The following is a 26,843-nucleotide window of genomic DNA, read 5'->3' as shown; positions in this document are numbered from 1 at the left end:
GAAACGGGTAGTGATAACCTCTATGAATACATAAAGAATAACGTTAGTGATGTAAGTGAGGATGACATAAATTTTTCCCTTTCTCTTTTTAGAGAGAAAAATTCACTGATGAGTTCTTCATATTTTGATTCTGATGATAGGTATAGTAGAAACGTACTCTATTATCATTACTTAGGTGCTAACTCTAAAGAAGTTCAGGAAAAAATAAGTAAATCAAACGTTACCATTATAGGGTGTGGGGGAATAGGAAATCATATTTCATATCTTCTGGCGACCTCTGGAGTTGGTACTATATCTATAGTTGATAGTGATATAATTGAGATAAATAATTTAACTCGGCAAGTTTTATTTTCGGAAGAAGATGTAAATTCTCTTAAAATTGACATATTAGAGAGAGAGTTATTAAAACGAAATTCAGAGCTAAATGTAAAGAAGGTGAATTTAGAGATAAAACATAAGGATGATTTGTCTAAAATAGAAAAATCTGACCTTTTCATTGTGTCCGCTGATACTCCATTTGAACTGATTAGGTGGGTTAATGATTATTGCTTTGAAAAAAAACAACCTTATTTAAATGTTGGGTATATAAATGATATATCTGTTATAGGCCCTTTTGTCATTCCAGGAGAAACAGCTTGCTTCAATTGTTCTAAGATAGTGCCTGATTACGTTTGTGATGATGAGCTACAAGATAATTTGACAACAATAAATTCTGATTTCAAAGCAGCCACTTTCCCCAGTGTCAATGGGGTAGCTGCTTCATATGCTTTTGGGGATGTTATGAAATTCTTAGGAGGGTATGGTGAAATACTTAGCAAGAATAGAAGAATTGGAATTCACTCTCGTAAAATAAAAATAGAAACACAAGAAATACCTAAAAATGAAAGGTGTAATATATGTGGTCTTCAACCAAAATAATAATAACATATTCTGTTATTTTTAATTCTTTGAGGATGCTCATTGGTGCTACTTCATCGATTTATCTTTTAAGCAAAGGCGTATCTCTTGTCGATCTTGGTTTAATGAAAACCATGCAGGCCAGCGTTTTTTTTATATTGGATATACCAACGTCTTATCTTGCTGACAGGATTAGTAGAAAATATGCGATAGCGATTTCTGTTTTTTTTAGTGGAGCTTGGTTGGTTTTAACGGGAGTTTCATCCAATTTGTATGGTTTTTATCTGGCCGAATTTTTTAATGCGATCTCTTTGACGATAATAGGTGGAACATATAACTCATACTTGATTGATGTATATCAATCAGAGGGTGGTAAAGACACTCATCGAATACTGGGAATTAACGGTAAATATCATTATATGTCTATGGCTATTGCCGCTATGATTGGCGCTGCGATAGGTGATGTAGATTCACGATGGATATGGATTTTTGCCGGATTCGGTAGTTTTATATTGATGTTTTTTTCCTTTTTGCTTCCTGAATCAAAGGTTAAATCAGTAGATGGGAAAAAATCAGGGTTAATAAATGATATAAAGGAAATATATTCTCTTTTAATTAAAGGAAGTAAAGACTTCTTATTCGTATTTTTCGCTGTTGTTTCAAATATAGTGTATTTTCAAATATTACTTCAATATTGGCAACCCTATGCTTTTTATGGGTTTTCTGGTGGAGTTAAAGGTTCTTTGTCATATGGAATATTATTTGTTTTTATTCTTATGGCTCAATCTGTCGCAGGATGGATCATCAGTAAAATCAGTGACAATAAAAAACTGATTTGGTTTGGCTTCCTTTTGATGTTTGTTTCCACCGGAATATGCCTGTTAGGAGGGGAAAATTATCCATACTTAATACCTATAGCTTTAATTTTTATGTTTGGTAGTAATCAATATCTAACAATGGGGCTGAGAGCCGTTTATCATGGCTATTTTGATGCCAGTTTAAGGTCAACATTTGACTCTTTATTATCGACATTTGCACGCTTAATCGTTTTGATACTTTTTCCGGTGGTTGCATATCTTACGGAAACTTTTGGATGGCAAATAATGTCATATTCACTCATTATCTTGTCTTCAATAGTTATTGCTTTTTATGTGTTCAGCTTGAAATTATCGCTTAGGTAAACACTCTAAGGATCTCTTCCAACATAGAATAAGATAAGCGGGCGGCTATGAACGAATGGTGGTATCTATGCTTATTCGTTTTCGCCAGTTTGCCTGTTACTACAAGTTGGCATTTTTCGCTGATGGTTTATTTTTTTAGCTGTTTTTTCTGCATTGCCAATAGCTCAAAGACACCAAAAAAGAAAATTTTGGTTTGCATCAGGCCAGAAAGTTTTTGGTCCTTGGGTTGGCTGGCTTTCATAAGCAGCATTTGAAATGCATGCATTACCACCATGAAAATCATGGCGACATCCATAAAATACTTCAATGGTTTGGGAAATGGGTGAATTAAGTTAAATACCAAAAATCCCCAAACACAGACCATTAACAGCTTGCCCAGTTGAATAAACATCAGTGTGTACTCCAAGATAATAATTATGCGGGTAAGTAGCGGATATAAAGCCGGTATGCCACTTGCCCGGCAATTTTTTCGCGATGAAGTTGCCAGTTAACGGGCACATCAGTCGCCGCTGATTCAGATTCAGCCTCAACATAAATCCAGCTTTCATCTGCCAGCCAATTCTGTTCTTCCAACAATTTTATTGTTTCAGCAAGCATTCCTTTACGGAAAGGTGGATCAAGGAAAACGACATTATAGGGTGTTCCCGGTGGAGATAAATAGTTTAACGCACTGTCGTTAATGACTTCGGCATTTTGAGCGCCAAGCAGAGCTAGATTAGTGGAAAGTTGTTTTGCGACATTACGTTCATATTCGATAAGCGTAGCCTGTGCTGCATAACGGGAAAGTGCCTCTAATCCGAGCGCTCCGCTTCCCGCATAGCAATCCAAGCAGCATGCTTCCTGAATAACAGGAGCCAGCCAGTTAAACAGGGTTTCTCTGACGCGATCGGTGGTTGGACGTAACCCGGGGCTTTCCGGTACAGGTAATTTCCGGCCTCGCCATTTTCCACCAATAATGCGGATTTGTCCCATAGATTGCCGTTGTGGTTTTTTTGCCATAATTTACATAACTTAATAATTAGTCATCAGATAGTGCTGCATAACCGAGACATATTTTTGAACATGTCAGATAAAGGAAATACGCGTTAAGACTTGCTGGCATTAATTTACCATGAAATACATGATTGATATGTATTGCGCTACTACGAAAATGTTAGACTGCGTCTAATTTCGTTATTATTCACTGTTATAACGCCATGATTTAACCTTGAGGAGTGTAGTGGCTAATGGCAAAAGAGAAAAAAAGAGGCTTTTTCTCCTGGTTCGGGCGTGGCCGTCAGGAAGAACAGCAAAAAGAAGAACAATTGGCAGCAGAGCAGGCAGAGCAGCAGCGCCTTGCCGAAGAGTCTGCAAGATTAACGGCGGAGCAAGCGGAACAACAACGCCTTGTTGAGGAAGCAGCCAGATTAGCGGCGGAGCAGGCAGAGCAACAGCGCCTTGCCGAAGAGTCTGCAAGATTAGCTGTGGAACAGGCGGAACAACAACGTCTTGTTGAAGAAGCAGCAAGATTGGCAGCGGAGCAGGCAGAACAACAGCGTCTTGTTGAAGAAGCCGAAAGATTAACTGTACAACAGGTACAAACTGAACAGTCAAAGCCAGCTATATCAAAAGAGCAAGAGCGTCCCACTAAAGAGGGCTTTTTCACTCGTTTGAAACGCAGTTTGGGTAAAACTCGTCAGAATCTGGGTTCCGGTTTTCTCAGTCTGTTCAGTGGTAAAAAGATCGATGATGATCTGTTTGATGAATTGGAAGAGCAGTTATTGATTGCTGATGTTGGTGTTGATACTACCCGCAAAATCATTGGCAGCCTGACAGATCATGCCAGCCGTAAAGAGTTAAAAGATGCGGAAGCATTGTATGCCAAATTGAAAGAAGAGATGTCTGGCATTCTGGTTAAAGTCGATAAACCGCTGGATATCGAAGGAAAAGCACCGTATGTCATTCTAATGGTTGGTGTTAATGGTGTTGGTAAAACGACAACAATTGGTAAATTGGCACGTCAGTTTCAGGCGCAAGGTAAATCGGTCATGTTGGCAGCTGGGGATACTTTCCGGGCAGCTGCGGTTGAACAGTTACAAGTATGGGGGGATCGCAACCATATTTCGGTGGTGGCGCAGCATACTGGTGCTGATCCCGCTTCCGTGATTTTCGATGCTATTCAATCAGCTAAAGCGAAAGGTGTAGATGTACTGATTGCAGATACCGCAGGTCGTTTGCAGAATAAATCTCACCTAATGGAAGAGTTGAAGAAAATTGTCCGGGTGATGAAAAAACTGGACGAAGATGCGCCACATGAAATTATGCTGACATTGGATGCCAGCACCGGCCAGAATGCGATAAGTCAGGCTAAATTGTTCCATGAAGCTGTTGGGCTGACAGGTATCTCACTGACAAAACTAGATGGGACTGCCAAAGGTGGGGTGATTTTTGCCATTGCTGATCAGTTTGAAATTCCTATCCGTTATATTGGTGTCGGTGAAGGAATTGAAGATCTGCGGCCATTTAAGGCAGATGATTTTATAGAGGCACTTTTTGCCCGAGAGGATTAATTACCATGATTCGCTTTGAACAGGTCAGTAAAGCTTATCTGGGGGGACGGCAAGCCCTGCAAGGGGTGAATTTTCATTTGCGCCCTGCGGAAATGGCATTTCTAATTGGTCACTCAGGGGCAGGTAAAAGTACCTTGCTGAAACTTATCTGTGGCATTGAGCGACCTAGTGCCGGGCATATCTGGTTTTCAGGTCATGATATCAGCCGGTTAAAGAGTCGTGAGGTGCCTTTCCTGCGTCGTCAGATTGGTATGATTTTCCAGGATCACCATTTGCTGTTGGATAGGACGGTATACGATAACGTGGCAATGCCACTGATTATTTCAGGTGCGAGTTCTGAAGATATCCGTCGCCGGACTTCTGCGGCATTGGATAAAGTCGGTCTGCTGGACAAAGCGAAAAATTTTCCAATTCAGCTTTCGGGTGGTGAACAGCAACGTATCGGCATTGCTCGAGCAGTTGTGAATAAGCCAACTGTTTTGTTGGCGGATGAACCGACCGGTAATCTTGATGGTGAATTGTCAGAGGGCATTTTACGGCTGTTTGAAGAGTTTAACCGGGTAGGGGTGACAGTGCTGATGGCGACCCATGATATGGCACTGATTGAACGACGGAAATATCGTATTCTGACTCTGAGCCAGGGCCGTATGGCGGGAGAGCATCATGGTTAAAAATGTGCGTAAGGCGGCGGGGAAAGTAACAAGATCAAGATCTAAAAGTAAAGCTCTGCAAGGGGGATGGCGTGAACAGTGGCGCTATGCGTGGATGAATGCGCTGACAGATATGTTGCGTCAGCCACTGGCAACTCTGCTGACGGTTATGGTTATTGCGATATCGCTGACATTACCAAGCGTTTGTTACATTGTGTGGAAGAATGTTAGCCAGGCCGCGGAAAAATGGTATCCCACCCCTCAATTGACGGTGTATCTCGATAAATCACTGGATGATAACAACGCTCAAAAATTAATAAGCGAACTGAAAGCACTTGATGGTGTGGATAATGTTAACTATCTCTCGCGTCAGGAAGCGATGACAGAGTTCCGCACTTGGTCTGGTTTTGGCGGTGCGCTGGATATGCTGGAAGAGAATCCACTACCCGCAGTCGCTATCATTACGCCGAAAATTGATTTTCAGAGCTCACAGACTTTGACTACATTGCGTGACAGGGTTTCTCAGGTCAAAGGTATTGAAGAAGTTCGGATGGATGATAGCTGGTTTGCCCGTTTGGCGGCGCTGACGGGGCTTGTCGGTCAGATTGCGGCAGTGATTGGTATTCTGATGGTCATGGCGTTGTTTTTGGTCATCGGTAATAGCGTGCGCCTCAGTATTTTCAGCCATCGTGATACGATTAACGTGATGAAGCTGATTGGCGCGACTGATGGTTTTATTTTGCGTCCATTCCTCAATGGCGGCGCTTTGTTAGGGGGACTTGGTGCGATGTTATCATTGATACTCTCGGCCCTGTTGGTATGGAAGCTCTCTGATGTTGTCACACAGGTTGCCAGTGTATTTGGTACCACGTTTAATTTACATGGGCTTTCATGGGATGAATCCCTGTTGTTAGTTTTAATTTCCGCGATGATTGGTTGGGTAGCTGCTTGGTTGGCGACAACCCAGCATTTGCGCCACTTTACGCCAGAATAATTGACTTAATGCTTGTTATGGCTGGTACAAATAAAGTTACTTGCATCAATATAAAACAATCTGCTATTTTTTGTTCCGTGATTCCACGGTGGATGTTATCTGTCCTGAAATTATTACAACCCCACGCATCTGTAACTTGAATATGCACATTCTGGTGATAGACTGTACCGCTGTATGTTGAGCATTGGTTTATAAATACTGATGTAATCTGTACTAACGATTTGAGCCTTAATTTGAGAGGATTTGAATGGTCAAAGAAATGCAAACCTTAGCGTTAGTTCCTCAAGGAAGTTTAGAGGGCTATATCCGTGCCTCTAATACCTACCCGATGCTGACAGCAGAGGAAGAGAAGGAACTGGCTGAAAGGCTGCATTACCAGGGAGATCTGGATGCAGCTAAGAAGCTGATTCTGTCTCATCTGCGCTTCGTTGTTCATGTCGCTCGCAGTTATGCTGGTTATGGCCTGCCCCAGGCGGATTTAATTCAGGAAGGGAACATTGGCTTGATGAAAGCAGTACGTCGTTTTAACCCAGAAGTGGGGGTGCGTCTGGTTTCTTTTGCTGTTCACTGGATTAAAGCTGAAATCCACGAATATGTACTGCGTAATTGGCGTATTGTTAAAGTCGCGACAACTAAAGCACAGCGCAAGCTGTTTTTTAATCTGCGTAAAACTAAACAGCGTTTAGGTTGGTTTAATCAGGACGAAGTGGAAATGGTCGCCAAAGAACTTGGTGTGACCAGTAAAGATGTGCGTGAGATGGAATCTCGTATGTCAGCACAGGATATGGCGTTTGATATGTCTGCTGCTGATGAGAGTCAGGAAGGCTTGCCGGTTGCCCCAGTTCTGTATCTTCAGGATAAAGCTTCTGATTTTGCAGATGGCATTGAAGAGGATAACTGGGAAAACCATGCCGCTGATAAATTGTCGGTAGCGATAGAAGGCTTAGATGAGCGCAGTCAGGATATTATCCGTTGCCGCTGGTTGGATGATGATAACAAATCTACCCTGCAAGAGCTGGCTGATAAATATGGTGTTTCTGCGGAGCGTGTACGTCAGCTTGAAAAGAATGCCATGAAAAAACTGCGTGTAGCAATTGAAGCGTAAATAAAGTGATTTTGCGTTAACACATTCACGATTAATAAGTTAAAAGGGCGATAATGATTTATCGCCTTTTTTATTCCTTCTTTCAGAGTATTACAACCAAACTAATCCGATGAAAATTGTTATTGCACCTGATTCATTTAAAGAGAGCCTTGGTGCCTTGCAGGTTGCTGAAGCGATAGAACAGGGATTTCGTGAAATCTATCCACAAGCTGAATACATTAAACTGCCGATGGCAGATGGTGGTGAAGGTACGGTCGAATCAATGGTAGCAGCCACCGATGGGCAAGTTATCCATTTGCCTGTTACCGGCCCGTTAAATCAGCCGGTGGATAGTTTTTTTGGCGTGCTGGGTGATGGAAAAACCGCTGTTATTGAAATGGCGGCGGCTTCTGGCTTACATCTGGTTCCGATGGAAAAGCGTAATCCGCTGATAACCACGACGTATGGTACCGGAGAGCTGATACTGGCTGCTTTAGATAAAGGTGTCAGTAAGATAATCCTCGGTATCGGTGGTAGTGCGACTAATGATGGTGGTGCCGGTATGATGCAGGCACTGGGTGCTCGTCTGCTTGATGATTGTGGTGAAGAGCTGAGGGCCGGCGGGGGCGTGTTGAGTCAGCTCGCTGAAATCGATCTTTCTGGTTTGGATACTCGTTTGAGTCAGACTGAAATTATCGTCGCCTGTGATGTGGCTAACCCGTTGTGTGGTGAGTTTGGTGCATCTGCTGTTTTCGGACCACAAAAAGGGGCGACCCCAGAGAGGGTGAAAGAATTGGATGCTGCTTTGCGTCATTACGGTGAAAAAATTGAATTCCTGACAAAAATGAAGATCATTGATGTGCCCGGCACGGGAGCTGCGGGTGGTATGGGGGCGTCTTTACTGGGTTGGCTTAAAGCGAAATTACAACCGGGAATTGATATTGTTATCTCCACGTTGGAACTGGAGAAAGTGGTACAAGGTGCTGATTTGGTTATTACTGGGGAAGGCCGGATGGATAGCCAAACTATTTACGGTAAAACACCTATCGGCGTTGCCCGTATCGCTAAAAAGTATGCTATTCCAACCATTGCATTGGTTGGCGGTATGAGTCAGGACTATAACGTCGTTCATGAGCATGGATTGGATGCTGTTTTCTCAATTATGCCCGGCGTTTGTTCTCTTTCTGATGCTCTTGCTTGCGGGCGTGAGAATTTGTGGGTGACAGCCCGCAATGTGGCTGCCGTCTGGAAGATGAGTCAGCCCAAATAATAGTTTGAAGTGGTGTCATAACGAAAATCACAGGCATTCATAAAACCTTTTAACGCCGGTTCGTTGGCATCAGGGAACCCCTTGAGACTGAGCTTCCACTGTTTAACAGTAGGATGTCGGGCCTTTATTTCATTGACCAGATATAAACCCACACCCCGGCGACGTGTTATTTCACGAACATATAAATCTTCAAGCAGGCCGGATTGATTACTGAGAGTGATTTTTACTGCGGCCAACAATCTGTCATTAAAACGGGCAGCAAGCAGTTTATTGCTGTTTTTTAGATGGGCTTGCCATTGTTCTGGCGTTTGCTGAGGCCAGATTTTCCCCAAATCAATCATATCTTGTGCTGATAAAACAGTCAGTTGTTCAATAGTTAACTTCATGGTTTTTCCATATCCATTGTAGATGAATAAACAGTCAGAATGTTGTGTGACCATTTTTATACGTTACTGGAAAAAATGTTTTTAACGCGATCGATCTTTCGAGTTAAAGATTGCTTTACTAATATTTAACCAGAATATCACACTATAAATAGTCTAAATTACAACCCGCTCTGGCGGTATTTTATTCTGTATTTGATGCTTTTTGCTACCTTGTCAATTTGATTTTAAGCATGAAATGCTATTTTAATAACATGAAAAATAAAATCTTATTAATAAAAATCACTTTATCTAATCATTAATCACAAACGGTCATGATTTCCAGCCAGATAATGAAAGATCTTAAAGGCAAATACAATCAATCAGACCAATAACAATACGGGGATAAATAAATGAAAATCGTAACAGGTAAGGCATTATTAACCGGTTGTATTGCCATGGTGATGAGTTATTCACTGTGGGCAAAAGAGATTAAAGTAGCGATTGTAGGGGCGATGTCCGGTCCGGTTGCTCAGTATGGAGATATGGAATTCACTGGCGCACGTCAGGCGATTGCGGATATTAATGCTAAAGGTGGCATTAATGGCGATAAGCTGGTGGGCGTTGAATATGATGATGCCTGTGATCCAAAACAGGCTGTTGCAGTTGCTAACAAAGTGATTAATGACAACATTCGTTATGTTATCGGTCATCTTTGCTCTTCATCGACTCAACCAGCATCTGATATCTATGAAGATGAAGGTGTGATTATGATTACGCCCGCGGCAACTAATGCTGATCTGACAACTCGTGGCTACCAAATGATTCTGCGTACCACTGGGCTGGATTCTGATCAGGGCCCAACGGCAGCGAAATATATTGTTGAAAAGATCAAACCTCAACGGCTGGCAATTGTTCACGATAAACAGCAATACGGTGAAGGATTGGCTCGTTCTGTTCTCAATACACTGAAAAAGGTGGGAGTCAATACGGTATTGTTTGAAGGTGTTACTGCTGGTGATAAAGATTTCTCAGTGCTGGTTGCCCGCCTGAAAAAAGAAAATGTGGATTTTGTCTATTTCGGCGGTTACTACCCTGAAATGGGACAAATTCTGCGCCAGGCTAAACAAGCGGGTTTGAATATCCGTTTTATGGGACCGGAAGGCGTTGGTAACTCTTCGTTGTCTAATATTGCCGGGGCTGCTTCTGAAGGCATGTTCGTAACACTGCCTAAACGGTACGATCAAGTTCCGGCAAACAAAGCTATCGTTGATGCAATCAAAACTAAGAAAGAGGATCCAACGGGCCCATTCGTCTGGACAACCTATGCCGCCCTGCAATCTCTGACAACGGCAATGAGCCGTACCGGCAGCATGGAACCTGCTGATTTGGTGAAAGATCTGAAAACTAATCCGGTCGATACCGTGATGGGAACACTGAGCTGGAATCAGGCTGGCGACCTGAAAGGGTTCGAGTTCGGCATTTTTGAATGGCATGCAGACGGTTCTTCTACTTCTGTGAAGTAAAGCCATCCGAATGGCCGTCAGCCCCTGCTTGACAGGGGCTGCTATTCCAGAGGTACAAGGTATGTCAGAGCAATTTCTCTATTTTTTACAGCAGATGTTAAACGGGGTTACCCTGGGTAGCACTTATGCATTGATTGCCATTGGCTATACGATGGTTTACGGCATTATCGGGATGATTAACTTTGCTCATGGTGAAGTTTATATGATTGGCAGTTATGTCTCCTTTATTGTGATTGCTGCTCTGATGATGATGGGAATTGATCTGGGCTGGTTGCTGATTACTGCTGCTTTTTTAACATCAATTGTGATTGCCAGCGCTTATGGTTGGAGTATTGAACGGGTGGCTTACAAACCCGTTCGCCATTCCAAGCGCCTGATTGCGCTGATTTCTGCAATTGGGATGTCTATTTTCCTGCAAAATTATGTCAGCTTGTCACAGGGTTCCCGTGATCTGGCATTGCCGGGGCTGATTTCCGGGCAGTGGGTATTGAGCGAAAGTGATGGATTTTCTGCCAGTATTACTGCGATGCAACTGATTATTTGGGTAGTGACATTCCTTGCCATGCTGGTACTGACGATGTTTATCCGTTATTCCCGTATGGGGCGTGCTTGCCGTGCCTGTGCTGAGGATCTGAAAATGGCCGGTTTGCTGGGGATCAATACTGACAAAGTTATTTCTTTAACCTTTGTTATCGGCGCTGCAATGGCAGCGGTAGCCGGTGTTTTACTGGGGCAGTTTTACGGTGTGATAAATCCGTATATCGGTTTTATGGCAGGCATGAAAGCGTTCACCGCAGCCGTATTGGGAGGCATAGGTAGTATTCCGGGGGCGATGATCGGCGGCTTGATCTTGGGTGTTTCAGAAGCCCTGACTTCTGCTTATTTGAGCACAGAATATAAAGATGCTGTTTCTTTTGCTCTGCTTATCGTTGTGCTGTTGTTTATGCCTACCGGGATTTTAGGTCGCCCAGAGGTAGAAAAAGTATGAAACATGCCAATTGGATTAATGCCATTATTGCCTCAGTCGCTTTATTTGTTCTGGCTGTTTTTATGATGGGGATGCAGTTGTCACTGGATGGTACGAAGTTGGTCGTTTACCGTGCCGATGAAGTCCGATGGCTATGGATTGGCATTGGCTGTACGGTTGTTTTCCTGTTCCAGCTATTGCGTCCGGTTATTCAGAAGACGATGAAGAAAGTGCCAGTTAAAAGCTGGACGTTGCCGGATTTCGATGGTTCAACTAAAGGACAAAAGTTACTGGCAGCATTGATTATTGTTGCCGCGATTGTCTGGCCATTTATTGTCTCCCGTGGCAGTGTCGATATCGCTACGCTGACATTAATTTATGTCATGTTGGGGCTGGGGTTGAATGTAGTCGTTGGTTTGTCCGGGTTGCTGGTGCTTGGATATGCAGGTTTTTATGCTATCGGCGCTTATACCTATGCCTTACTAAGCCACTATTACGGGTTAGGATTTTGGCAGAGCTTGCCGTTGGCGGGATTAACGGCTGCTTTATCGGGGCTGTTGTTAGGTTTTCCGGTATTGCGATTGAGAGGTGACTATCTGGCCATTGTCACACTCGGTTTTGGCGAGATTGTTCGCATTCTGCTATTGAATAATACCGAAATAACGGGTGGCCCGAATGGTATCAGCCAGATTCCAAAACCCACTTTCTTCGGGCTGGAATTTAACCGCGGCGTGAAAGAGGGCGGTTGGGATACTTTCCATAACTTCTTTGGTCTGAAATACGATCCAAGTGACCGGGTTGTTTTTCTCTATTTGGTCACATTGTTATTGGTGATACTGACCGTATTTATTATCAATCGGTTACTGCGTATGCCATTAGGTCGCGCGTGGGAAGCACTGCGTGAAGATGAAATTGCCTGTCGCTCTCTTGGGCTGAGTCCAACCCGTATTAAACTAGCCGCGTTTACTATCAGTGCTGCATTTGCCGGTTTTGCCGGAACCTTGTTTGCTGCCCGGCAGGGTTTCATCAGCCCGGAATCCTTCACCTTTGTTGAATCTGCTTTCGTGCTGGCGATTGTGGTACTGGGTGGAATGGGTTCGCAGACAGCGGTAATTCTCGCGGCCATTCTGCTGGTGGTTTCCCGTGAGATGATGCGTGATTTGAATGCTTATAGTATGTTGCTGCTGGGGGCCATGATGGTGCTGATGATGGTTTGGCGTCCGCAAGGATTGCTACCGATGAAACGCCATAATGTTAAATTTAAACAGCAGGAAAGCCAGCCTCAGGGAGGAGAACAGGTATGAGTGCAACACCATTATTGCAGGTTTCCGGTCTGACCATGCTCTTCGGTGGTTTGCTGGCAGTTAACAATATTGCCCTGATATTAAATCAAAGCGAAATTGTCTCTCTTATTGGGCCTAATGGCGCAGGGAAAACCACGATTTTTAATTGCCTGACAGGATTTTACCGTCCGACCTGCGGCACAATAAAATTGCGGGAAAAACATCTGGAAGGGTTATCCGGGCAGGCTATTGCCCGTATGGGCGTTGTCAGAACATTTCAGCATGTGCGATTGTTCCGTGAGATGACAGTGATTGAAAATCTATTAGTAGCGCAGCATCAGCATCTGAAAAGTGGTCTTTTTTCCGGGCTTTTCAAAATGCCGGCATTCCGCCGTGCGGAATCTGAGGCTGTAGATCGAGCCGTCATTTGGCTGGAGCGGATTGGTTTGTTACCACTGGCAAACCGACCAGCGGGTAATTTGGCTTATGGTCAACAGCGCCGTCTGGAGATTGCACGCTGTATGGTAACACGTCCGGAAGTTTTGATGCTGGATGAACCTGCTGCGGGTCTGAACCCGAAAGAGACAGCAGAACTTAATGTCTTAATTGCTGAACTGAGAAAATATCATCAGGTTTCTGTGTTGCTGATTGAGCACGATATGAAACTGGTGATGGGGATTTCTGATCGTATTTATGTGGTTAATCAGGGGACACCTTTAGCGCAAGGGAGACCAGAAGAGATTCGTAACAACCCAGACGTTATTCGGGCATATTTGGGAGAGGTATATTAATGATGTTGGAATTCAAACAGGTATCTGCCCACTATGGCGAAATTCAGGCGCTGCATCAGGTGAGTCTGAATATTCAACAGGGAGAAATTGTCACTCTGATAGGTGCAAACGGCGCAGGAAAAACGACGCTACTCAATACGTTATGTAGTGAACCCAGAGCGACTGAGGGCGCTATTATTTTTCGCGGCAAAGATATCACGCAATGGCCGACTGCACGTATTATGCGTGAGGACATTGCAATTGTTCCGGAAGGGCGCAGAGTTTTTGCCCGAATGACAGTGGAAGAAAATTTGGCAATGGGCGGCTTTTTTGCTGATAAAACTCAGTATCAGCAGCGCATTGAACGGGTTTATGATTTATTTCCCCGGTTACAGGAAAGGCGAAATCAGCGGGCTGGAACGATGTCTGGTGGTGAACAGCAAATGTTGGCGATTGGTCGCGCTTTGATGAGCCAGCCACAGTTATTATTGCTGGATGAACCTTCACTGGGATTGGCACCGATAATTATCATACAGATTTTCGATACCATTCAGCAGTTGCGGGAAGAAGGGATGACAATCTTTTTGGTTGAGCAGAATGCAAATCAGGCGCTAAAACTGGCTGACCGGGGATATGTCTTGGAAAACGGCAAGATCGTACTGGAAGACAGCGGTGCGGCGTTATTGGTTAATGAGGCAGTGAGGAGTGCGTATTTGGGTGGTTGATATTTTCGGCTTCCCGATAGGCAACATCTAAAATAAAGGTGCTTCTATCTTTATGAAAAAGTGCTGCGGCTTTGGTTAATAGAGCGTGCTGGATAGGTTCGGCGCGCATATTAATGGGGACTATTTTGGACATAAGAAAATTACGCCTGTGTATCTGTTGGATATACATTATAGTGTGGTGAATCATTATAGAAAAGCTTAAATTATCTTCGATCTATTAGTCGCATTCTTTCCTGAAAATATGCTGTTACTGCCTGAAATTAAAGATATGTAATCTAATTTTTCTGTAAAAACATGACTTTTCGACCAATAAATTATTTGATTCTTGGCTTAGATGTCAGTTAATTATTAAATAATATAGCCAGAAGAATTATTCTCTTTTGGCTTTAAAGTTAAATTTGTTATTTTAATAAAATGATTATTTGTTTTTTAATTTATTTATTCTTTTGTTTTTCCATCGATTTATATATTTATGAATAAAGAAAGTTTTCAGCCAGCGATTAATGAGTAATACACCCAATATGAAAATAACAATACCAGACCATGAAATAGTATAATTAATTACCCAATTGATTAACAAAAGGATAATGCTGGTAATAACAAACTTCGCTAAATGACGATAAAATTCTGCTTCCAATGCAACTTGTTGCTGAATTTCATCTCGCTTTTTATCAATGGATTTAGCTTGTTCTTGGGTGATTTTGTCAGTTTCTGGGGAATAGAGGTCTGTCACTTTTATATTAAATGCGGATGCTATTGCGGCCAGTGTTTCTAAACTTGCTTTTTCGCCATTTTCCAGACGTTGTATGGTCCTGGCACTTAAAGATGATAGTTCAGCAAGTTGCTCCTGTGACCAGGCTCTGGATTGCCGTAATTCTTTGATTCGATATCCACTCATTTTTAATACCTTCTTTAGCATTCAACAGTGAATCTATCATAAAAGAAGCATAACAACAGGAACACGACAGATACCAGACAGGAAGCTGACACTTGGCTGCCAGATGCCTATTTGGCATTATGGGTTTTATCTCAATCATTACGCTCCTTATAAGCAGACATATATTCTCTTGGTGGTTGCCCGGTCATTTTCTTGAAAAAGATTATAAAAGCGCTATCACTGGAAAATTCTAATTCGTCAGCGACGGATGATAAATTACCCTGTTTCGCCAGTAATTCTATAGATTTGATCAAACGCCACTGTTGTCGCCATTGCTGATAATTAAGTCCTGTTTCCCGGCGAAATATCCGGCTGATAGTTTTGCGGCGGCTGACCTGAAGGCGTCATCTAGCTGCGCTATCATTTGCCCGTCAAATAGCTTCCGGCGGTACTTTGTGGTGAATATTAAATGCACAACCAGTTTGCTGACACTGTGTCGCTTCCGGAGAAAGCCTTCCAGCAATTCAGAGTGATTACTCAATTGATATATCTCTTTAACATGCTAAAATAAATGAGTTATATCAATGAGCGCTGAATATGTTAAGAGCCACAAAGGTACGCATTTATCCCACACCAGAACAGGCGGAATATCTTAACGCCCAGTGCGGTACGGTTTGCGTACAACCAGGCTCTGCGTATCAAAAAACACGCCTGGAAACGGCATGGCGTAAATTTAAGTCCACGGAACGATCTGAAACCGCTGCTTGCTGTCGCAAAGAAATCACGTAAGTATGCATGGCTCAAAGCATTCGATTCCATTGCATTACAGCAATCGGTTATCAATCTGAATACGGCATTTGACAACTTCTTTAATCCGAAGCTTCGGGCAACATTCCCAACGTTTAAACGTAAACATGGCAAACAGTCCAGTTATCATTGTGTTGGCGTGAAGGTATTGAATGGCGCGATAAAGATCCCGAAGCTGTCGTTAATAGAAGCGCGCATCCACCGTGAAATTGCAGGAGACGTCAAGAGCATCACCTTATCCAGAACGCCGACAGGGAAGTATTTTATTGTTGGCTGTAATTAATTGTTTAATACTAATAAAGTCAGAGAATAACACATCAATTACGAAATAATTGGATATTGGAATAATTCTGGATGAACGGCAATTATTTGACAGATTAATAATATCTTATTTAAATAAATATCCATATTTGAAAAAATATGTGGCTAAAAGAAAGTTTCACTATAAAATCTGATTAAAAATAACAAATTAATCTCTTTCTGAAAGAAAAATATAGCTTGATTTACGGTTTTTGAGTGAAAAAACATTTAAATATATTGTGCTATACTTTATAAGTGACAAATTGAAGTGAGCAAACTACTTAGCTCACTCATTAACAATCTGGTCATTATCCTGAATTATCTGAATATTTAATGGATATTTAGATAAATAAGAATTATGGAGAACTGATTATGTCACGTTCTAAAGATATGTGTGTAGCAAGTCGTGATTCAGATTCAAAAAATATCTTTCCGAAATGTTTATCTGGAAAGCATATCACGCCAATACCGCTAGGGAATTTGGGTTCTTCATCAGAATCTATCATTTTTTTTAGAGAATTACAGTTTAACATGCAGTGGCAAATTCAGAGTAATTGGTGCTGGGCAGCTGTGTCTGTATCTGTTGGGCTTTATTTCAACACAGGTTTCTGGACGCAGTGTAATGTAGCTGATAAGCAACTTAAAAGGAGTACATGTTGTAGTTTTCCAGGTCCATGTAATGTTTACGGCTATTTAGATCAGGCTCTTATGTATACAAGAAGCCTGGCAAGTTTTTATACTAATTTGATGAATATGTCAGAAATTAAAGCCCAAATTGATGTCGGGCGTCCGATCTGTTTGCGTTGTGCCTGGTATGGAGGCGGTGCTCATTTTCTGGCTGTTATTGGCTACAACTCCGTGACTGGAAATATATCCGTTGTGGATTCTATATATGGTAACTCTATCCAATCATTTAGTTTATTTCCTGTCTCATACAATGGTGGTGGGAACTGGACTCATACTTATCTCACTCGAAAAAACTAGGGATGCATCATGAAAATTTTATATCCTGAGGCGCCTCTGGGTGGAGTAGATGTTATCATTCCTGTGCTTCGAGAAGCATTACAAACAGCTCAGAATAGGCCAACAAGTCCTTTTTCAAGCGTAGATCCGAACAGCCTGATTATCTCAGATCCTTATCGTTGCTATTCGCTGGGTATTGAAAACCTGGTCAATGGTGAAGTTTTGAATAATGCTATTCCAGGTAATTGGCGCTACTTTATTTTATCGGATGGTAAAACAATTGCTGATCTGGAATTAAGAGAGGTTGACGGTGAACTTAAATTTTCGTCTTTAAACGAAGGCCCTATCGCTTCGTCTGCGGTTAATGCTCTACGTTTGGCAGAATGCTCTACCAGGCACGAGGGAAAAATGTATGAACTCAGAATGCTGTTAGTTTCTGGGTTACACTTTGTATCAATGTGGCTTCATGCAATAGATAAAGGGCTTAGTGATGCGGTTATTCCAACAGAACCAACACCAGCGAATCTGGCCGGTATGAGATTGTATGATGAGGTGGAAATAATAAAGCTGCTTCATATTGCTGCAAAACAGGCAAAAGAGAGACTTGATGCAGATGATTCAGAATTGCTGGGCAACTAAATAATCTGCATTTTTTCGCGTAAGGCCCCTAAAATGTGACATTACTTTTCTTGATTAGGCAAAAAAGGTACTTTACCAAAAGGTAAAGTGCCTTTTTTGATGAACTAATTGATAGTTATTAGTTCATGCCATATTTTTTCAATTTCTTACGCAGTGTGCCACGGTTGATGCCCATCATCAGGGCAGCACGTGTTTGGTTGCCACGGGTGTATTGCATCACCATGTCCAACAATGGCTGCTCCACCTCAGCCAGTACCAACTCATACAGGTCATTAACATCCTGACCATTTAGTTGAGCAAAATAGTTCTTCAGTGCTTGTTTAACTGAGTCACGCAAAGGTTTTTGAGTAACCTGATCTTGTGAATTTACAGTAGCAACGGTTAGTACGTCAGAATTTACGCGTTGTTCGAACATAGTTCTGTCAGCTCTTTTCTTTATATTACGCAAAATTTTCGAAATATGCCTTCAACACCTCCAGCTGTTCGCTGGCATCCTCTATGGTGTTGAATGTGCGCCGGAACTGGTCATCAGGAGCATGTTCCCGGAGATACCAGGATACATGCTTACGTGCGATACGGGCTCCCTTGCCTGGACCATAAAAGTCGTGCAATTCCCGTATATGCTCGTTCATTAAATGCTGCACCTCGCCAATCGGCATCGGTGGCAGCAATTCCCCTGTTTCCAGATAATGCTGGATTTCCCGGAAGATCCAGGGTCTTCCCTGAGCAGCGCGGCCTATCATCAGGGCATCAGCCCCAGTGTATTCAAGCACTGCTCTGGCCTTAAGCGGGTCAGTTATGTCACCATTGGCAATAACCGGGATGGCAACAGTCTGCTTAACTGTCCGAATATTGTCGTACTCTGCTTCTCCGTTAAACAAACAGGAGCGAGTCCTGCCGTGAATCGTCAGAGCCTGAATACCACAATGCTCGGCCAGTTGGGCAATCTTTACACAATTTCGTTCTTCTGGCGACCATCCAGTGCGGATTTTCAGCGTAACAGGAACATCTACTGCGTTTACAACCGCGGATAGGATCTTTTCGACCCATTCCGGGTAACGCAATAAAGCCGAACCTGCCAGCTTACGATTCACTTTCTTGGCTGGGCACCCCATGTTGATATCAATAATCTGAGCACCATTAGCGACGTTAATCTTCGCTGCTGCTGCCATTTCATCAGGATCATTGCCGGCAATTTGCACAGAACGAATTCCCAGTTCGTCACTGTGAACCATACGTAGCCGGGATTTGTCTGTCTTCCAGACCTGTGGGTTGGAAGATAGCATTTCCGATACTGTCATACCTGCACCCATTTCGTAACATAGTGACCGAAACGGACGGTCAGTTATGCCAGCCATTGGGGCCGCAATAAGACAGTTTTTCAGCTGGTATTGTCCGATACGCATAGACGAAGAAAGAGTGGCCATACTGTGACTGCAAGGGCGCGTATATTACGCATTTTTCGCAAAATATGAAAGGCCAAACTTTGAGCAAATCGACATTTGTTACAACTTTTTTCCAGCTATCCTTCTGAGATAAATATAATTATTCATAAATAACATGGTGTTATACGTTATCGGTAAAGTTTATCACTCAAGATTTTTCTATCAGCCAGTTTGCTGATAGCACGGATTATCATCAGTGAGTGATCAAAAATTACTCTCGCCATCATAACAAAGATAAAATAATCTTAATTTGTTACTATTCTTACCCCAGATATCCGACACCATTCTTCCTGCTCCGCAACAGGGTCGATCATGAATTTATCAGTATAGGCTTGAATAACACTTTCTGCCTGACTTGCTAAAATACCCGATAAACCTAACAGGCCACCCGATTTTGGTAATGCACCGATTATAGGAGCAAGTTCACGTAGAGGGCCTGCCAGAATATTAGCAATTACTATATCAGATTCAAGATCGTTTGGCTGATCTTTCGCCAAATATAGCGTTAAACGCCCTAGAACGCCATTACGCTCTGCGTTATCGCGGCTGGCCTGAATGGCTTGCGGATCGATATCTATGCCGATAGCGTGTGCGGCACCGAGTTTTAGCGCTGCAATTGCCAATATGCCGGAGCCACAACCAAAATCAATGAGGGTTTTACCCTCCAGATTGAGGCTGTCCAACCATTGCAGGCATAACGATGTGGTTGGGTGGGTGCCTGTACCAAAAGCCAGTCCAGGGTCCAGCATGACGTTAACGGCATCTGGATCAGGAACGTCACGCCAGCTTGGGCAGACCCACAAGCGGTTACCAAAGCGCATTGGGTGGAAGTTATCCATCCATTCACGTTCCCAGTCTTTGTCTTCCAATTGCTCGATCTTATGAATAAATCCTTGACCTAACTGAGGAACTTGTTCGAGCTGGCTGATAACGGCTTTCATATCCGTTTCAGCATCATAAAGTCCGATAACATCTGTATCTCCCCATAAACGGGTCTCGCCTGGCAGAGGTTCGAATACAGGGTTATCGTGGCTGTCCTGAAAGGTGACTGATACTGCTCCACTTTCCATTAGATTATCCCCCAGGGATTCTGCCAGCTGTCCTGTGGTATTTAATCGAAGTTGTATCCAAGGCATAAAAATTCTCTTTAATTAAAAAATAGGTTAAAACGACCCGCTTAATAAACCTTGGCCACCCATTGTGGCAACCGGTGGCCGATGGTATTACCAATCCCGAAAGCCAACAGGCTGAGTAGCAGTGATGGTACGATCGGATGGAAGTCTAATAGATAAACATCGGAACTGGCGAGCAGAGTGTAACTTGCTGCCCCTGTAATCATCGAACTGACAGCGCCATATGCATTGGCTTTTTCCCAGTACAGTCCCAGCACTAATGGCCATAGGAATACGGCCTGTAAGCCACCGAAAGCCAGTAGATTCAACCAGATAATCATCTCTGGTGGGTGCCAGGCCGCTAAAAGTAGTAACAAACCAATAACCAGGGTTGAAAGACTGGAAATCCGGGCCAGTTTTTTCTCCTGTACGATTTGTTGTGGAAACAGGTTTAGATAGAGATCTTTCACGATTGTCGCAGAAGATTGTAACAATTGTGCATTAATCGTTGACATAATTGCTGCCATCGGTGCGGCCAGAAAGATTCCGGCAGCGAATGGAGGCAAGACGGTGATCATTAATGTTGGGATGACTTGATCGGGAATGGCCAGATCAGGAATAATTGCCCGGCCAAGGGCTCCTGCCAGGTGCATACCAAACATGAGGATTGCCATGACAATGGTGCCGATGATAATTCCACGATGGACAGCTTTGCTGTCGCGGTAGGAGATACAACGAACGGCGGTATGTGGTAGCCCAATGACACCAAAACAGACCAATACCCAGAATGATGCCATGAAAGGCCAGCTAAGGATATGGTCCGCCCCTTGTGGGGAAACGAGTTCAGGATTGATCGTTCGTAATGTGGCGACTGCTTCCGCCAGACCACCTGTTTTATAGATAATCGCTACCAACAGCAAAACGGTGCCGAACAGCATGACCAGCCCTTGCAGGGCATCATTGAGGACACTCGCTCTGAAGCCGCCAAATGCGGTATAGAGCGCGATAGAGACACCGAAAATCATTAATCCGGTGCCATAAGGGATACCTGCGGCAGTTTCCAGCAGGCGTGCACCGCCAATAAACTGAACGGTCATCGCGCCGACAAAAGCGACTAAAAGACTCAGGCTGGCAAACCAAACTAGGAGACGACTGCCATAACGGGCATACAACATGTCATTGAGGGTGACGGCATTATAGCGACGAGCAAGAATGGCAAATTTCTTACCCAATACACCAAGGGAAAGCCATATTGCCGGTAACTGAATCAGCGACAGTAATACCCATCCCAGACCATATTTATAGGCTGCTCCTGGCCCGCCAATAAATGAGCTGGCACTGATATAGGTGGCGGTAATAGTCATTGCCAGTACAAAGCCGCCCATTGAACGGTTACCCAGGAAATACTCAGTCAGGAAGGTGCCTTTCTGGCGGTGCCGGTAAGCGTAGATTGACAGAAGAAATACCAGCGCAAGATAGCCTAGCAGAGGTAAGATAACGTCACTTTGCATTCTCATCCTCCAGCGGGACTTCTTTGAAAATAAACTTCACCATTAACCAGCAGAGGATGATAAATACTACGGGTAGTAGCAGACATGCCATTTCAAACCAACGAGGTAAGCCCGTGACACCCGGGGCATCACTGGGTAAATAGGCTGTTATCAGCCAGCCAATGAGATAAGCAAGTGTCAGGAACACAGCCCAGCGTGCTTCTTTATGGGATTGAACAAATCGTCTGTCCATTCGTTCTTCCGGTAATTAAATAAATAAGATGGGAAAGGAGGAATTGTACGGCAAGATGCGGATTTATTCAGGAAAAATGTGATATGTAGTTAATAGCCTGAGTTTTGTTTAAAAATAGCAACGGACAAAAAAGAGAGAATCTGTTTACACAGACTCTCTTGGTTGATGAGTTAAAAACCGGTGAAGACTAAATATCGCGTTTTATAGCTTCTCTCCCACTGAACCTGATGCGCGAGCATATTAATATGCAGAAACATTATTGAGGGTTGAGTTGATGTAGACCTACCCAATCACTCCGCATTGACTATTCGCCATGTCTATCTCAAATTCTGGATGTCTCGGTTCGTTCTACCCCGACCAGAAGCTCGAGAATCACTTCTTGTTCAGCTTTTGCCAGCGTTGGTACACCTTGATAGCGCTTTCGTCCTTCTTCTGGATCATGGGCAGGCGGCGTTCCTCGATGGGCTTCGCGTACTCTGCGTAGAACGTATCCAGCTCGAAGTACTTGCGATCATCCTTGTAGAATGGTGCGTAGTCTTCGCGTGTGGTGATGTAGATGACCTGTTTCGGACTACAGTAGTAGAGCGAGCCTAGGCACATAGGGCAGGGGCTGGCGAGAATGTAGATATCGCAGTCGGTCAGGTGCTCGGTCCCGAGCTTCTTGCACGCTTCCCGTACGGCCAGGATTTCCGCGTGTGCGGTCGGATCGCTGGTCTGCGCTACCAGGTTCGGGCTTTCAGCGATGATGTTGCCGTCATGTACGATCACGGTGGCGAACGGCCGGCCCCCTTCCTCTACATTTTTCATCGCAAGGTCGATAGTGCGTTTTACAAAATTCATGAGAAAAACCTCATTGGAAATAGATTGAACCAAGGCGTGGTTGCCGACTCCGAGAGTTCGCGATGGAACGAGCCACCAATGACCACGCCGCGTTACTCATTGCCAAGGTTACCCGATTGCGGTGACGGGCAATGATTTCTGGCAACAGCCAGCGGGTTAGAACGGCTTGGTCGGCAGATACTTGCCGTCCAGGATGATCACGGCGCGCGATCCGCCTTCCGGATCTTCGACCTTCTTCAAGTCCAGCTTGAAGTTGATGGCACTGATGATACTGTCACCGAACTTCTCGTGAATCAGGACTTTTAGAGTGGTGCCGTAGACCTGTAGCATCTCGTAGAAGCGGTACATGGTTGGGTCGGTCGGCACGCTATCCTCAATGCAGCCGCGTAGCGGGACGGTTTGTAGAAGTGCCATGGCGTCGGCGTCGAGGGCCAGCTTGTTACCTACCACCTTGGCAGCGTCAGCCGGTAGCGCGTGCTGACCGAGCAGCGCCGCAGTGACGAAAGCCTCGTTCAGGCCAGTGCCTTCGGTGATCTGGGCGAAGGAGAGATCCTTCTTGGCTTTGGCAATGAGAATGACTTCCGACAGGGCATGACGGGCGTTCTTGCTGGTTTGAGACTGGATCATAGTGATACCTCTTTTATATTGGAAGTTGAAGGTCAAACAGCTGTAAGGAGCTGGATGGGATTGGCGCGGACTTCAGGGTTGTTCGCGAGCGAGACAAACTTGCTGGTGGCACCGTCATACGCATTGATGCACCCGCTTTCGATATCGTAGATCCAACCGTGCAGGGCGACGCATCCCTCTTCGAGCGCTAGGCGAACGGAGGGATGCGTCTGGATGTTCGCGAGCTGTGCAATCACGTTCTCGCGCACCATAGACTCGACATGATCGTGCTGGTTCTTGTGGTTGCGTGCTTCGTTGACAATGCGAGCGGAATCCGCATAGCGCAGCCAACTGCCGGCATATGATCCATGCACTTGCAGGCCGCAATAGCGGTCATCGCGCCACAGTCGGAATGGCCGCAAATCACGATGTCCGAGACACGCAGTGCGGCGACCGCGTATTCAACGGAGGCAGATACACCACCTGGCTCCGGGCTGTACGACGGAACAATGTTTCCTGCATTGCGGATCACGAACAGATCGCCAGGCTCGCGTTGGGTCACTAACTCTGGTACTAGGCAACTATCGGAGCAGGAGATGAATAGTGCGCGTGGGTTCTGCTGGGTTGCCAGGTCCTTGAACAGTTCAGCGTGCTTTGGAAAAGCTTCGCGCTGGAATTTCAGAAAGCCTTCGATGATGTCTTTCATGGTTGATCTTCTGTGTCGTGTAACGAATCGGTTGATTGAAGATTACTTCTGGATATCCATAAGGTAACAGACTGATTTATTATGCACCCCATAGGCATTCCTTATGGAGATCCACATGCTTTTACGACATATCAACTACTTTCTTGCTGTGGCTGAGCACCACAGCTTCACGCGTGCCGCTACAGCCTTGCATGTGTCTCAGCCGGCACTGTCCCAGCAGATTAAGCAGCTCGAGGAAACCCTTGGGGCGCAGTTGTTTGATCGGACCGGACGTACCACACGGTTGACGGATGCTGGCGAGGTCTATTTCCGCTACGCACGACGGGCATTGCAGGACTTGGAGGAAGGAAAGCGGGCGATCCACGATGTTGATGACCTGAGTCGCGGTTCTCTGCGCGTTGCTGTTACGCCGACGTTCACGACTTACCTTATCGGCCCCTTGGTCGAGTCGTTCCACAATCTCTATCCCAACGTCACGTTGACGGTTCGGGAGATGTCGCAGGAGCGCATTGAAGAGCTTCTGGTCGATGATGAACTCGATGTCGGGGTTGCGTTTGATGAGATCCACTCGCCTGACATCTACGCACAACGACTTTTGGTGGAGACGTTAGCGCTGGTTGTCTGTAAGGGCCATCCCCTTGCAAAGTGTCGAACGATGAGTCTGAAAGCCCTGAACAACGAGTCTCTGGTTCTCCTCACGTCCGAGTTCGCTACACGGAAGCAGATCGATCGTTATTGCAGGCAGAACGACATTCGTCCCCGCGTTTTGATGGAGGCCAATTCGCTGAGTGCTGTCATTGAGATCATCCGACATACAGGCCTTGCCACGTTGCTGCCGGCAAAGATTGCCAGTGACCGGGAGGAATTGGTTTCGATTGTTCTAACCCCCTCACTGCTGCAAAGAACGGCGGTTCTCATGCAGCGAAAAGGAGCGTACCAGACGGCTGCGGCGCGGGCATTTATCGAGCTTGCACTGAAGTATGGAACAGCTAAGTGCGTGTGGAGACCGCAGTGAGGACATTCTAAACGATGTTTGTTACGTCTACCGATACAATCGCAGCGGGAACAGGTTTTACTGCTGTAAGCCGGGTTAACATATTTAACCTGAATGCCTACCGCCTGGATCTTGTATTCCACATAACCGCGCTGGAATGATATAAACATGTGTCCATTCTCGTATTGGGCACTGAGTTTGTGTAAAAAAGCAATCAAACACTGTTTTTTGATAATTTCATCCTTTCAATACTTCGTGATATTTAAGCGTTAAATAAGAATTCAAAATTGTAGGTCACTTTACATAATGCACTATTATGAAAGGTTATTTAACAGGGAGAAAAAATAGTGTGGAAAATAACGATATAAATTGATTTTAGCGTTAAATAATCATAAAGGTATAAAAAGAGGAAAGGTTTAATCAAACCGTAGAAGAGCTATGCTATTGGCGAGTTAAAATAGTGAAAAGCCAGTTTAAATTACAGTCGCGAGTAAAACGATTCTCATTTAATTAATGGTTTTCACTGAGCAGTTTTTTTAAATATAATGGTTTTTCCCATTTTTTAATCCATAGTTAACTTTACCATTTTCATTAAACTGATACTGAGTTTTTTCGTTTTCCCTTTTTCTGTACTTAATTTTCTATATTTAAAACCAGAGAAGGTAACAGGTATGCGAATGATATTAAGATTAATACCTATTTTTTTAATTATTTTTAACGCGACTAAATAAATTTTTTTATTCTCTTTTCGTTGCTAATCTATTTAACTCAAAGGATTATCGGCTTTCTTTAATGATTGTTTCTGATTTTACGTAAAATTTTTACAGCCATGCAAAATCGTTTATTTGAGAAAGTTTGCTTAATGTGGTTAATCCTGTTAAATGTTTTGATATAATCTCATATCCTTGTTATTGGATTAATGCTGTTGTTTTGTCATCTAAAACCCATTTTTACGGTGTTTTCCCATACCGAGTTTTTCGAGGGTGATGATTTAATTGGTTTATGACAAAGTGTATTTTTGGTTGAAAGCGTTATTAAAGTCAGCTCGTTTTGGTAAATATATTACCTGATTAACCTGTTTATATTATTATTTATCCTTTTTTTAGGGGTGTATAAGATCAATAAAACCAATTTTTATTTCTCGTTTTTCATTGATAACTTTATGAGATCAGGTTTTAAACTGTTATTAAAAGTCATTGTTTTAACTCCTGATTATCTCGCCATTATCGGATGCCGATTAATATTGTATTTTTATTTTATGATCTTAACTGAATTAAACCGGTGATCACCTTTTCAAGGTACTGACGAGGGCAACCTAAATTTATCCGGATAAACCCTTTTCCCCTATCGCCAAAATTCCATTCCATTGAAACGGCTAGCACCAAGAGGCAGTTCACATCCTTGATAATCCGAATTATCCGTCAGCGGCTGCGTTACAGGGATAACAAAAGTCAGAGTCTTTTCGGTGTCTTTTTACACAAAAAAATTAAATTACGTGATGTTCATCACAAAAATAAACGAAAACGAAATTATTTTGAAATTATTACCATTGG

Annotated in this window: 28 protein-coding genes and 5 pseudogenes; 16 read left to right on the top strand and 17 right to left on the bottom strand. The window is 43.7% G+C overall.

Features of this window, described 5'->3' with window-relative positions; translation table 11 throughout:
* Positions 1-108 precede the first annotated feature (108 nt).
* Together PTE_RS07170 and PTE_RS07165 are read left to right on the top strand one after the other, a co-directional pair.
* Positions 109-918, top strand: coding sequence for a HesA/MoeB/ThiF family protein (locus PTE_RS07170; protein ID WP_241826109.1), 810 nt, complete (start codon positions 109-111; stop codon positions 916-918).
* Complete coding sequence (locus tag PTE_RS07165; RefSeq protein WP_051477236.1) at positions 897-2,078, top strand: MFS transporter; 1,182 nt, start codon at positions 897-899, stop codon at positions 2,076-2,078. The genes PTE_RS07170 and PTE_RS07165 overlap by 22 nt, the downstream gene beginning before the upstream one ends.
* A gap of 127 nt (positions 2,079-2,205) precedes the next feature.
* Here the strand turns inward: PTE_RS07165 and PTE_RS07160 are convergent, their stop codons facing one another.
* Positions 2,206-2,469, bottom strand: coding sequence for a DUF1145 family protein (locus PTE_RS07160; RefSeq protein WP_036844481.1), 264 nt, complete (start codon positions 2,467-2,469; stop codon positions 2,206-2,208).
* 23 nt (positions 2,470-2,492) lie between these two features.
* Positions 2,493-3,077, bottom strand: coding sequence for a 16S rRNA (guanine(966)-N(2))-methyltransferase (gene rsmD, locus PTE_RS07155; protein ID WP_036844479.1), 585 nt, complete (start codon positions 3,075-3,077; stop codon positions 2,493-2,495).
* A 227-nt stretch (positions 3,078-3,304) separates the two neighbouring features.
* Here rsmD and ftsY point away from each other — a divergent pair, with 227 nt between their 5' ends.
* The 5 genes from ftsY to PTE_RS07130 all read left to right on the top strand — a co-directional run bounded on the left by ftsY (position 3,305) and on the right by PTE_RS07130 (position 8,625).
* Positions 3,305-4,627: a signal recognition particle-docking protein FtsY gene (gene ftsY / locus PTE_RS07150; protein WP_036844476.1), complete on the top strand. Its 1,323-nt coding sequence runs from the start codon at positions 3,305-3,307 to the stop codon at positions 4,625-4,627.
* Between the two features lie 5 nt (positions 4,628-4,632).
* Positions 4,633-5,298 carry a cell division ATP-binding protein FtsE gene (ftsE, locus tag PTE_RS07145; RefSeq protein WP_036844474.1) on the top strand — a complete coding sequence of 222 codons (666 nt, stop codon included), beginning with the start codon at positions 4,633-4,635 and terminating at the stop codon, positions 5,296-5,298.
* On the top strand, positions 5,291-6,271 hold the full coding sequence (gene ftsX, locus PTE_RS07140; protein ID WP_036844471.1) for a permease-like cell division protein FtsX: 981 nt from the start codon (positions 5,291-5,293) through the stop codon (positions 6,269-6,271). Before ftsE ends, ftsX begins: the two co-directional genes overlap by 8 nt.
* A 247-nt stretch (positions 6,272-6,518) precedes the next feature.
* Positions 6,519-7,376 carry an RNA polymerase sigma factor RpoH gene (gene rpoH / locus PTE_RS07135; protein WP_036844470.1) on the top strand — a complete coding sequence of 286 codons (858 nt, stop codon included), beginning with the start codon at positions 6,519-6,521 and terminating at the stop codon, positions 7,374-7,376.
* A gap of 109 nt (positions 7,377-7,485) precedes the next feature.
* The gene (locus PTE_RS07130; RefSeq protein WP_036844468.1) at positions 7,486-8,625 is read left to right on the top strand and encodes a glycerate kinase; all 1,140 of its coding nucleotides are present in this window, start codon (positions 7,486-7,488) and stop codon (positions 8,623-8,625) included.
* On the opposite strand, the gene panM is transcribed toward PTE_RS07130, so the two are convergent.
* Positions 8,613-9,011: an aspartate 1-decarboxylase autocleavage activator PanM gene (gene panM / locus PTE_RS07125; protein WP_036844465.1), complete on the bottom strand. Its 399-nt coding sequence runs from the start codon at positions 9,009-9,011 to the stop codon at positions 8,613-8,615. The two genes, PTE_RS07130 and panM, sit on opposite strands and share 13 nt — an antisense overlap.
* A 389-nt stretch (positions 9,012-9,400) precedes the next feature.
* Here panM and PTE_RS07120 point away from each other — a divergent pair, with 389 nt between their 5' ends.
* From PTE_RS07120 to livF, 5 genes are all read left to right on the top strand, one after another.
* A complete protein-coding gene (locus tag PTE_RS07120; RefSeq protein ID WP_036844463.1) occupies positions 9,401-10,513 on the top strand; it encodes a branched-chain amino acid ABC transporter substrate-binding protein in 1,113 nt (370 codons plus the stop codon).
* A 61-nt stretch (positions 10,514-10,574) separates the two neighbouring features.
* Positions 10,575-11,501 (top strand): high-affinity branched-chain amino acid ABC transporter permease LivH, encoded by a 927-nt coding sequence (gene livH, locus PTE_RS07115; RefSeq protein WP_036844460.1) that lies wholly within the window; start codon positions 10,575-10,577, stop codon positions 11,499-11,501.
* On the top strand, positions 11,498-12,784 hold the full coding sequence (locus tag PTE_RS07110; RefSeq protein ID WP_036844457.1) for a high-affinity branched-chain amino acid ABC transporter permease LivM: 1,287 nt from the start codon (positions 11,498-11,500) through the stop codon (positions 12,782-12,784). The genes livH and PTE_RS07110 overlap by 4 nt, the downstream gene beginning before the upstream one ends.
* Positions 12,781-13,554 (top strand): high-affinity branched-chain amino acid ABC transporter ATP-binding protein LivG, encoded by a 774-nt coding sequence (gene livG / locus PTE_RS07105; RefSeq protein WP_036844454.1) that lies wholly within the window; start codon positions 12,781-12,783, stop codon positions 13,552-13,554. Before PTE_RS07110 ends, livG begins: the two co-directional genes overlap by 4 nt.
* A gap of 2 nt (positions 13,555-13,556) precedes the next feature.
* Positions 13,557-14,258, top strand: a complete 702-nt coding sequence (gene livF, locus PTE_RS07100; RefSeq protein ID WP_036844727.1) for a high-affinity branched-chain amino acid ABC transporter ATP-binding protein LivF — start codon at positions 13,557-13,559, stop codon at positions 14,256-14,258.
* On the opposite strand, the gene PTE_RS27200 is transcribed toward livF, so the two are convergent.
* From PTE_RS27200 to PTE_RS07090, 4 genes and pseudogenes are all read right to left on the bottom strand, one after another.
* The gene (locus PTE_RS27200) at positions 14,221-14,367 is read right to left on the bottom strand and encodes a type II toxin-antitoxin system TacA family antitoxin (RefSeq protein ID WP_422615318.1); all 147 of its coding nucleotides are present in this window, start codon (positions 14,365-14,367) and stop codon (positions 14,221-14,223) included. The two genes, livF and PTE_RS27200, sit on opposite strands and share 38 nt — an antisense overlap.
* Before the next feature lie 309 nt (positions 14,368-14,676).
* The gene (locus PTE_RS07095; protein WP_036844451.1) at positions 14,677-15,156 is read right to left on the bottom strand and encodes a helix-turn-helix domain-containing protein; all 480 of its coding nucleotides are present in this window, start codon (positions 15,154-15,156) and stop codon (positions 14,677-14,679) included.
* A gap of 131 nt (positions 15,157-15,287) precedes the next feature.
* Positions 15,288-15,518 (bottom strand): annotated as a pseudogene (locus PTE_RS23455) (helix-turn-helix domain-containing protein); the annotation flags it as partial.
* Positions 15,512-15,676 (bottom strand): annotated as a pseudogene (locus PTE_RS07090) (transposase); the annotation flags it as partial. The pseudogenes PTE_RS23455 and PTE_RS07090, both read right to left, overlap by 7 nt.
* 56 nt (positions 15,677-15,732) lie before the next feature.
* On the opposite strand from PTE_RS07090, the gene PTE_RS26395 reads away from it, so the two are divergent.
* The 3 genes from PTE_RS26395 to PTE_RS07075 all read left to right on the top strand — a co-directional run bounded on the left by PTE_RS26395 (position 15,733) and on the right by PTE_RS07075 (position 17,844).
* Positions 15,733-15,924, top strand: a complete 192-nt coding sequence (locus tag PTE_RS26395; protein ID WP_241826108.1) for a helix-turn-helix domain-containing protein — start codon at positions 15,733-15,735, stop codon at positions 15,922-15,924.
* Positions 15,925-16,614: 690 nt separating this feature from the next.
* On the top strand, positions 16,615-17,226 hold the full coding sequence (locus PTE_RS07080; protein ID WP_036844449.1) for a papain-like cysteine protease family protein: 612 nt from the start codon (positions 16,615-16,617) through the stop codon (positions 17,224-17,226).
* Positions 17,227-17,235: 9 nt separating this feature from the next.
* Complete coding sequence (locus PTE_RS07075) at positions 17,236-17,844, top strand: hypothetical protein (RefSeq protein ID WP_036844447.1); 609 nt, start codon at positions 17,236-17,238, stop codon at positions 17,842-17,844.
* A gap of 118 nt (positions 17,845-17,962) precedes the next feature.
* On the opposite strand, the gene fis is transcribed toward PTE_RS07075, so the two are convergent.
* The 8 genes and pseudogenes from fis to PTE_RS07035 all read right to left on the bottom strand — a co-directional run bounded on the left by fis (position 17,963) and on the right by PTE_RS07035 (position 24,296).
* Positions 17,963-18,259 carry a DNA-binding transcriptional regulator Fis gene (gene fis / locus PTE_RS07070; protein ID WP_010847912.1) on the bottom strand — a complete coding sequence of 99 codons (297 nt, stop codon included), beginning with the start codon at positions 18,257-18,259 and terminating at the stop codon, positions 17,963-17,965.
* A 25-nt stretch (positions 18,260-18,284) separates the two neighbouring features.
* Positions 18,285-19,250: a tRNA dihydrouridine synthase DusB gene (gene dusB / locus PTE_RS07065; RefSeq protein WP_036844721.1), complete on the bottom strand. Its 966-nt coding sequence runs from the start codon at positions 19,248-19,250 to the stop codon at positions 18,285-18,287.
* 284 nt (positions 19,251-19,534) lie between these two features.
* The gene (prmA, locus tag PTE_RS07060; RefSeq protein ID WP_036844444.1) at positions 19,535-20,425 is read right to left on the bottom strand and encodes a 50S ribosomal protein L11 methyltransferase; all 891 of its coding nucleotides are present in this window, start codon (positions 20,423-20,425) and stop codon (positions 19,535-19,537) included.
* 41 nt (positions 20,426-20,466) lie between these two features.
* A complete protein-coding gene (panF, locus tag PTE_RS07055; protein ID WP_036844441.1) occupies positions 20,467-21,912 on the bottom strand; it encodes a sodium/pantothenate symporter in 1,446 nt (481 codons plus the stop codon).
* Entirely contained in the window at positions 21,902-22,144 is a 243-nt protein-coding gene (locus PTE_RS07050) for a YhdT family protein (RefSeq protein WP_036844437.1), read from the bottom strand. The genes panF and PTE_RS07050 overlap by 11 nt, the downstream gene beginning before the upstream one ends.
* Before the next feature lie 372 nt (positions 22,145-22,516).
* Positions 22,517-22,984 carry a nucleoside deaminase gene (locus PTE_RS07045; protein ID WP_036844434.1) on the bottom strand — a complete coding sequence of 156 codons (468 nt, stop codon included), beginning with the start codon at positions 22,982-22,984 and terminating at the stop codon, positions 22,517-22,519.
* 156 nt (positions 22,985-23,140) lie between these two features.
* Positions 23,141-23,611 (bottom strand): cyanase, encoded by a 471-nt coding sequence (cynS, locus tag PTE_RS07040; protein WP_036844431.1) that lies wholly within the window; start codon positions 23,609-23,611, stop codon positions 23,141-23,143.
* 32 nt (positions 23,612-23,643) lie between these two features.
* A pseudogene (locus PTE_RS07035) lies at positions 23,644-24,296 on the bottom strand (carbonic anhydrase).
* A 115-nt stretch (positions 24,297-24,411) separates the two neighbouring features.
* Between PTE_RS07035 and cynR the strand changes: the two are divergent.
* On the top strand, positions 24,412-25,311 hold the full coding sequence (gene cynR / locus PTE_RS07030; protein WP_036844429.1) for a transcriptional regulator CynR: 900 nt from the start codon (positions 24,412-24,414) through the stop codon (positions 25,309-25,311).
* Positions 25,312-25,349: 38 nt separating this feature from the next.
* Here cynR and PTE_RS26390 read toward each other — a convergent pair.
* Together PTE_RS26390 and PTE_RS26385 are read right to left on the bottom strand one after the other, a co-directional pair.
* Positions 25,350-25,460 (bottom strand): annotated as a pseudogene (locus tag PTE_RS26390) (zinc ribbon domain-containing protein); the annotation flags it as partial.
* 1,086 nt (positions 25,461-26,546) lie between these two features.
* Positions 26,547-26,669: pseudogene (locus PTE_RS26385) on the bottom strand (aminotransferase); the annotation flags it as partial.
* Between the last annotated feature and the right edge of the window lie 174 nt (positions 26,670-26,843).

Source organism: Photorhabdus khanii NC19 (assembly GCF_000517265.1).
GTDB classification, from domain to species: Bacteria; Pseudomonadota; Gammaproteobacteria; order Enterobacterales; family Enterobacteriaceae; genus Photorhabdus; species Photorhabdus khanii.
This window is presented reverse-complemented; position numbering and strand designations above follow the sequence as displayed.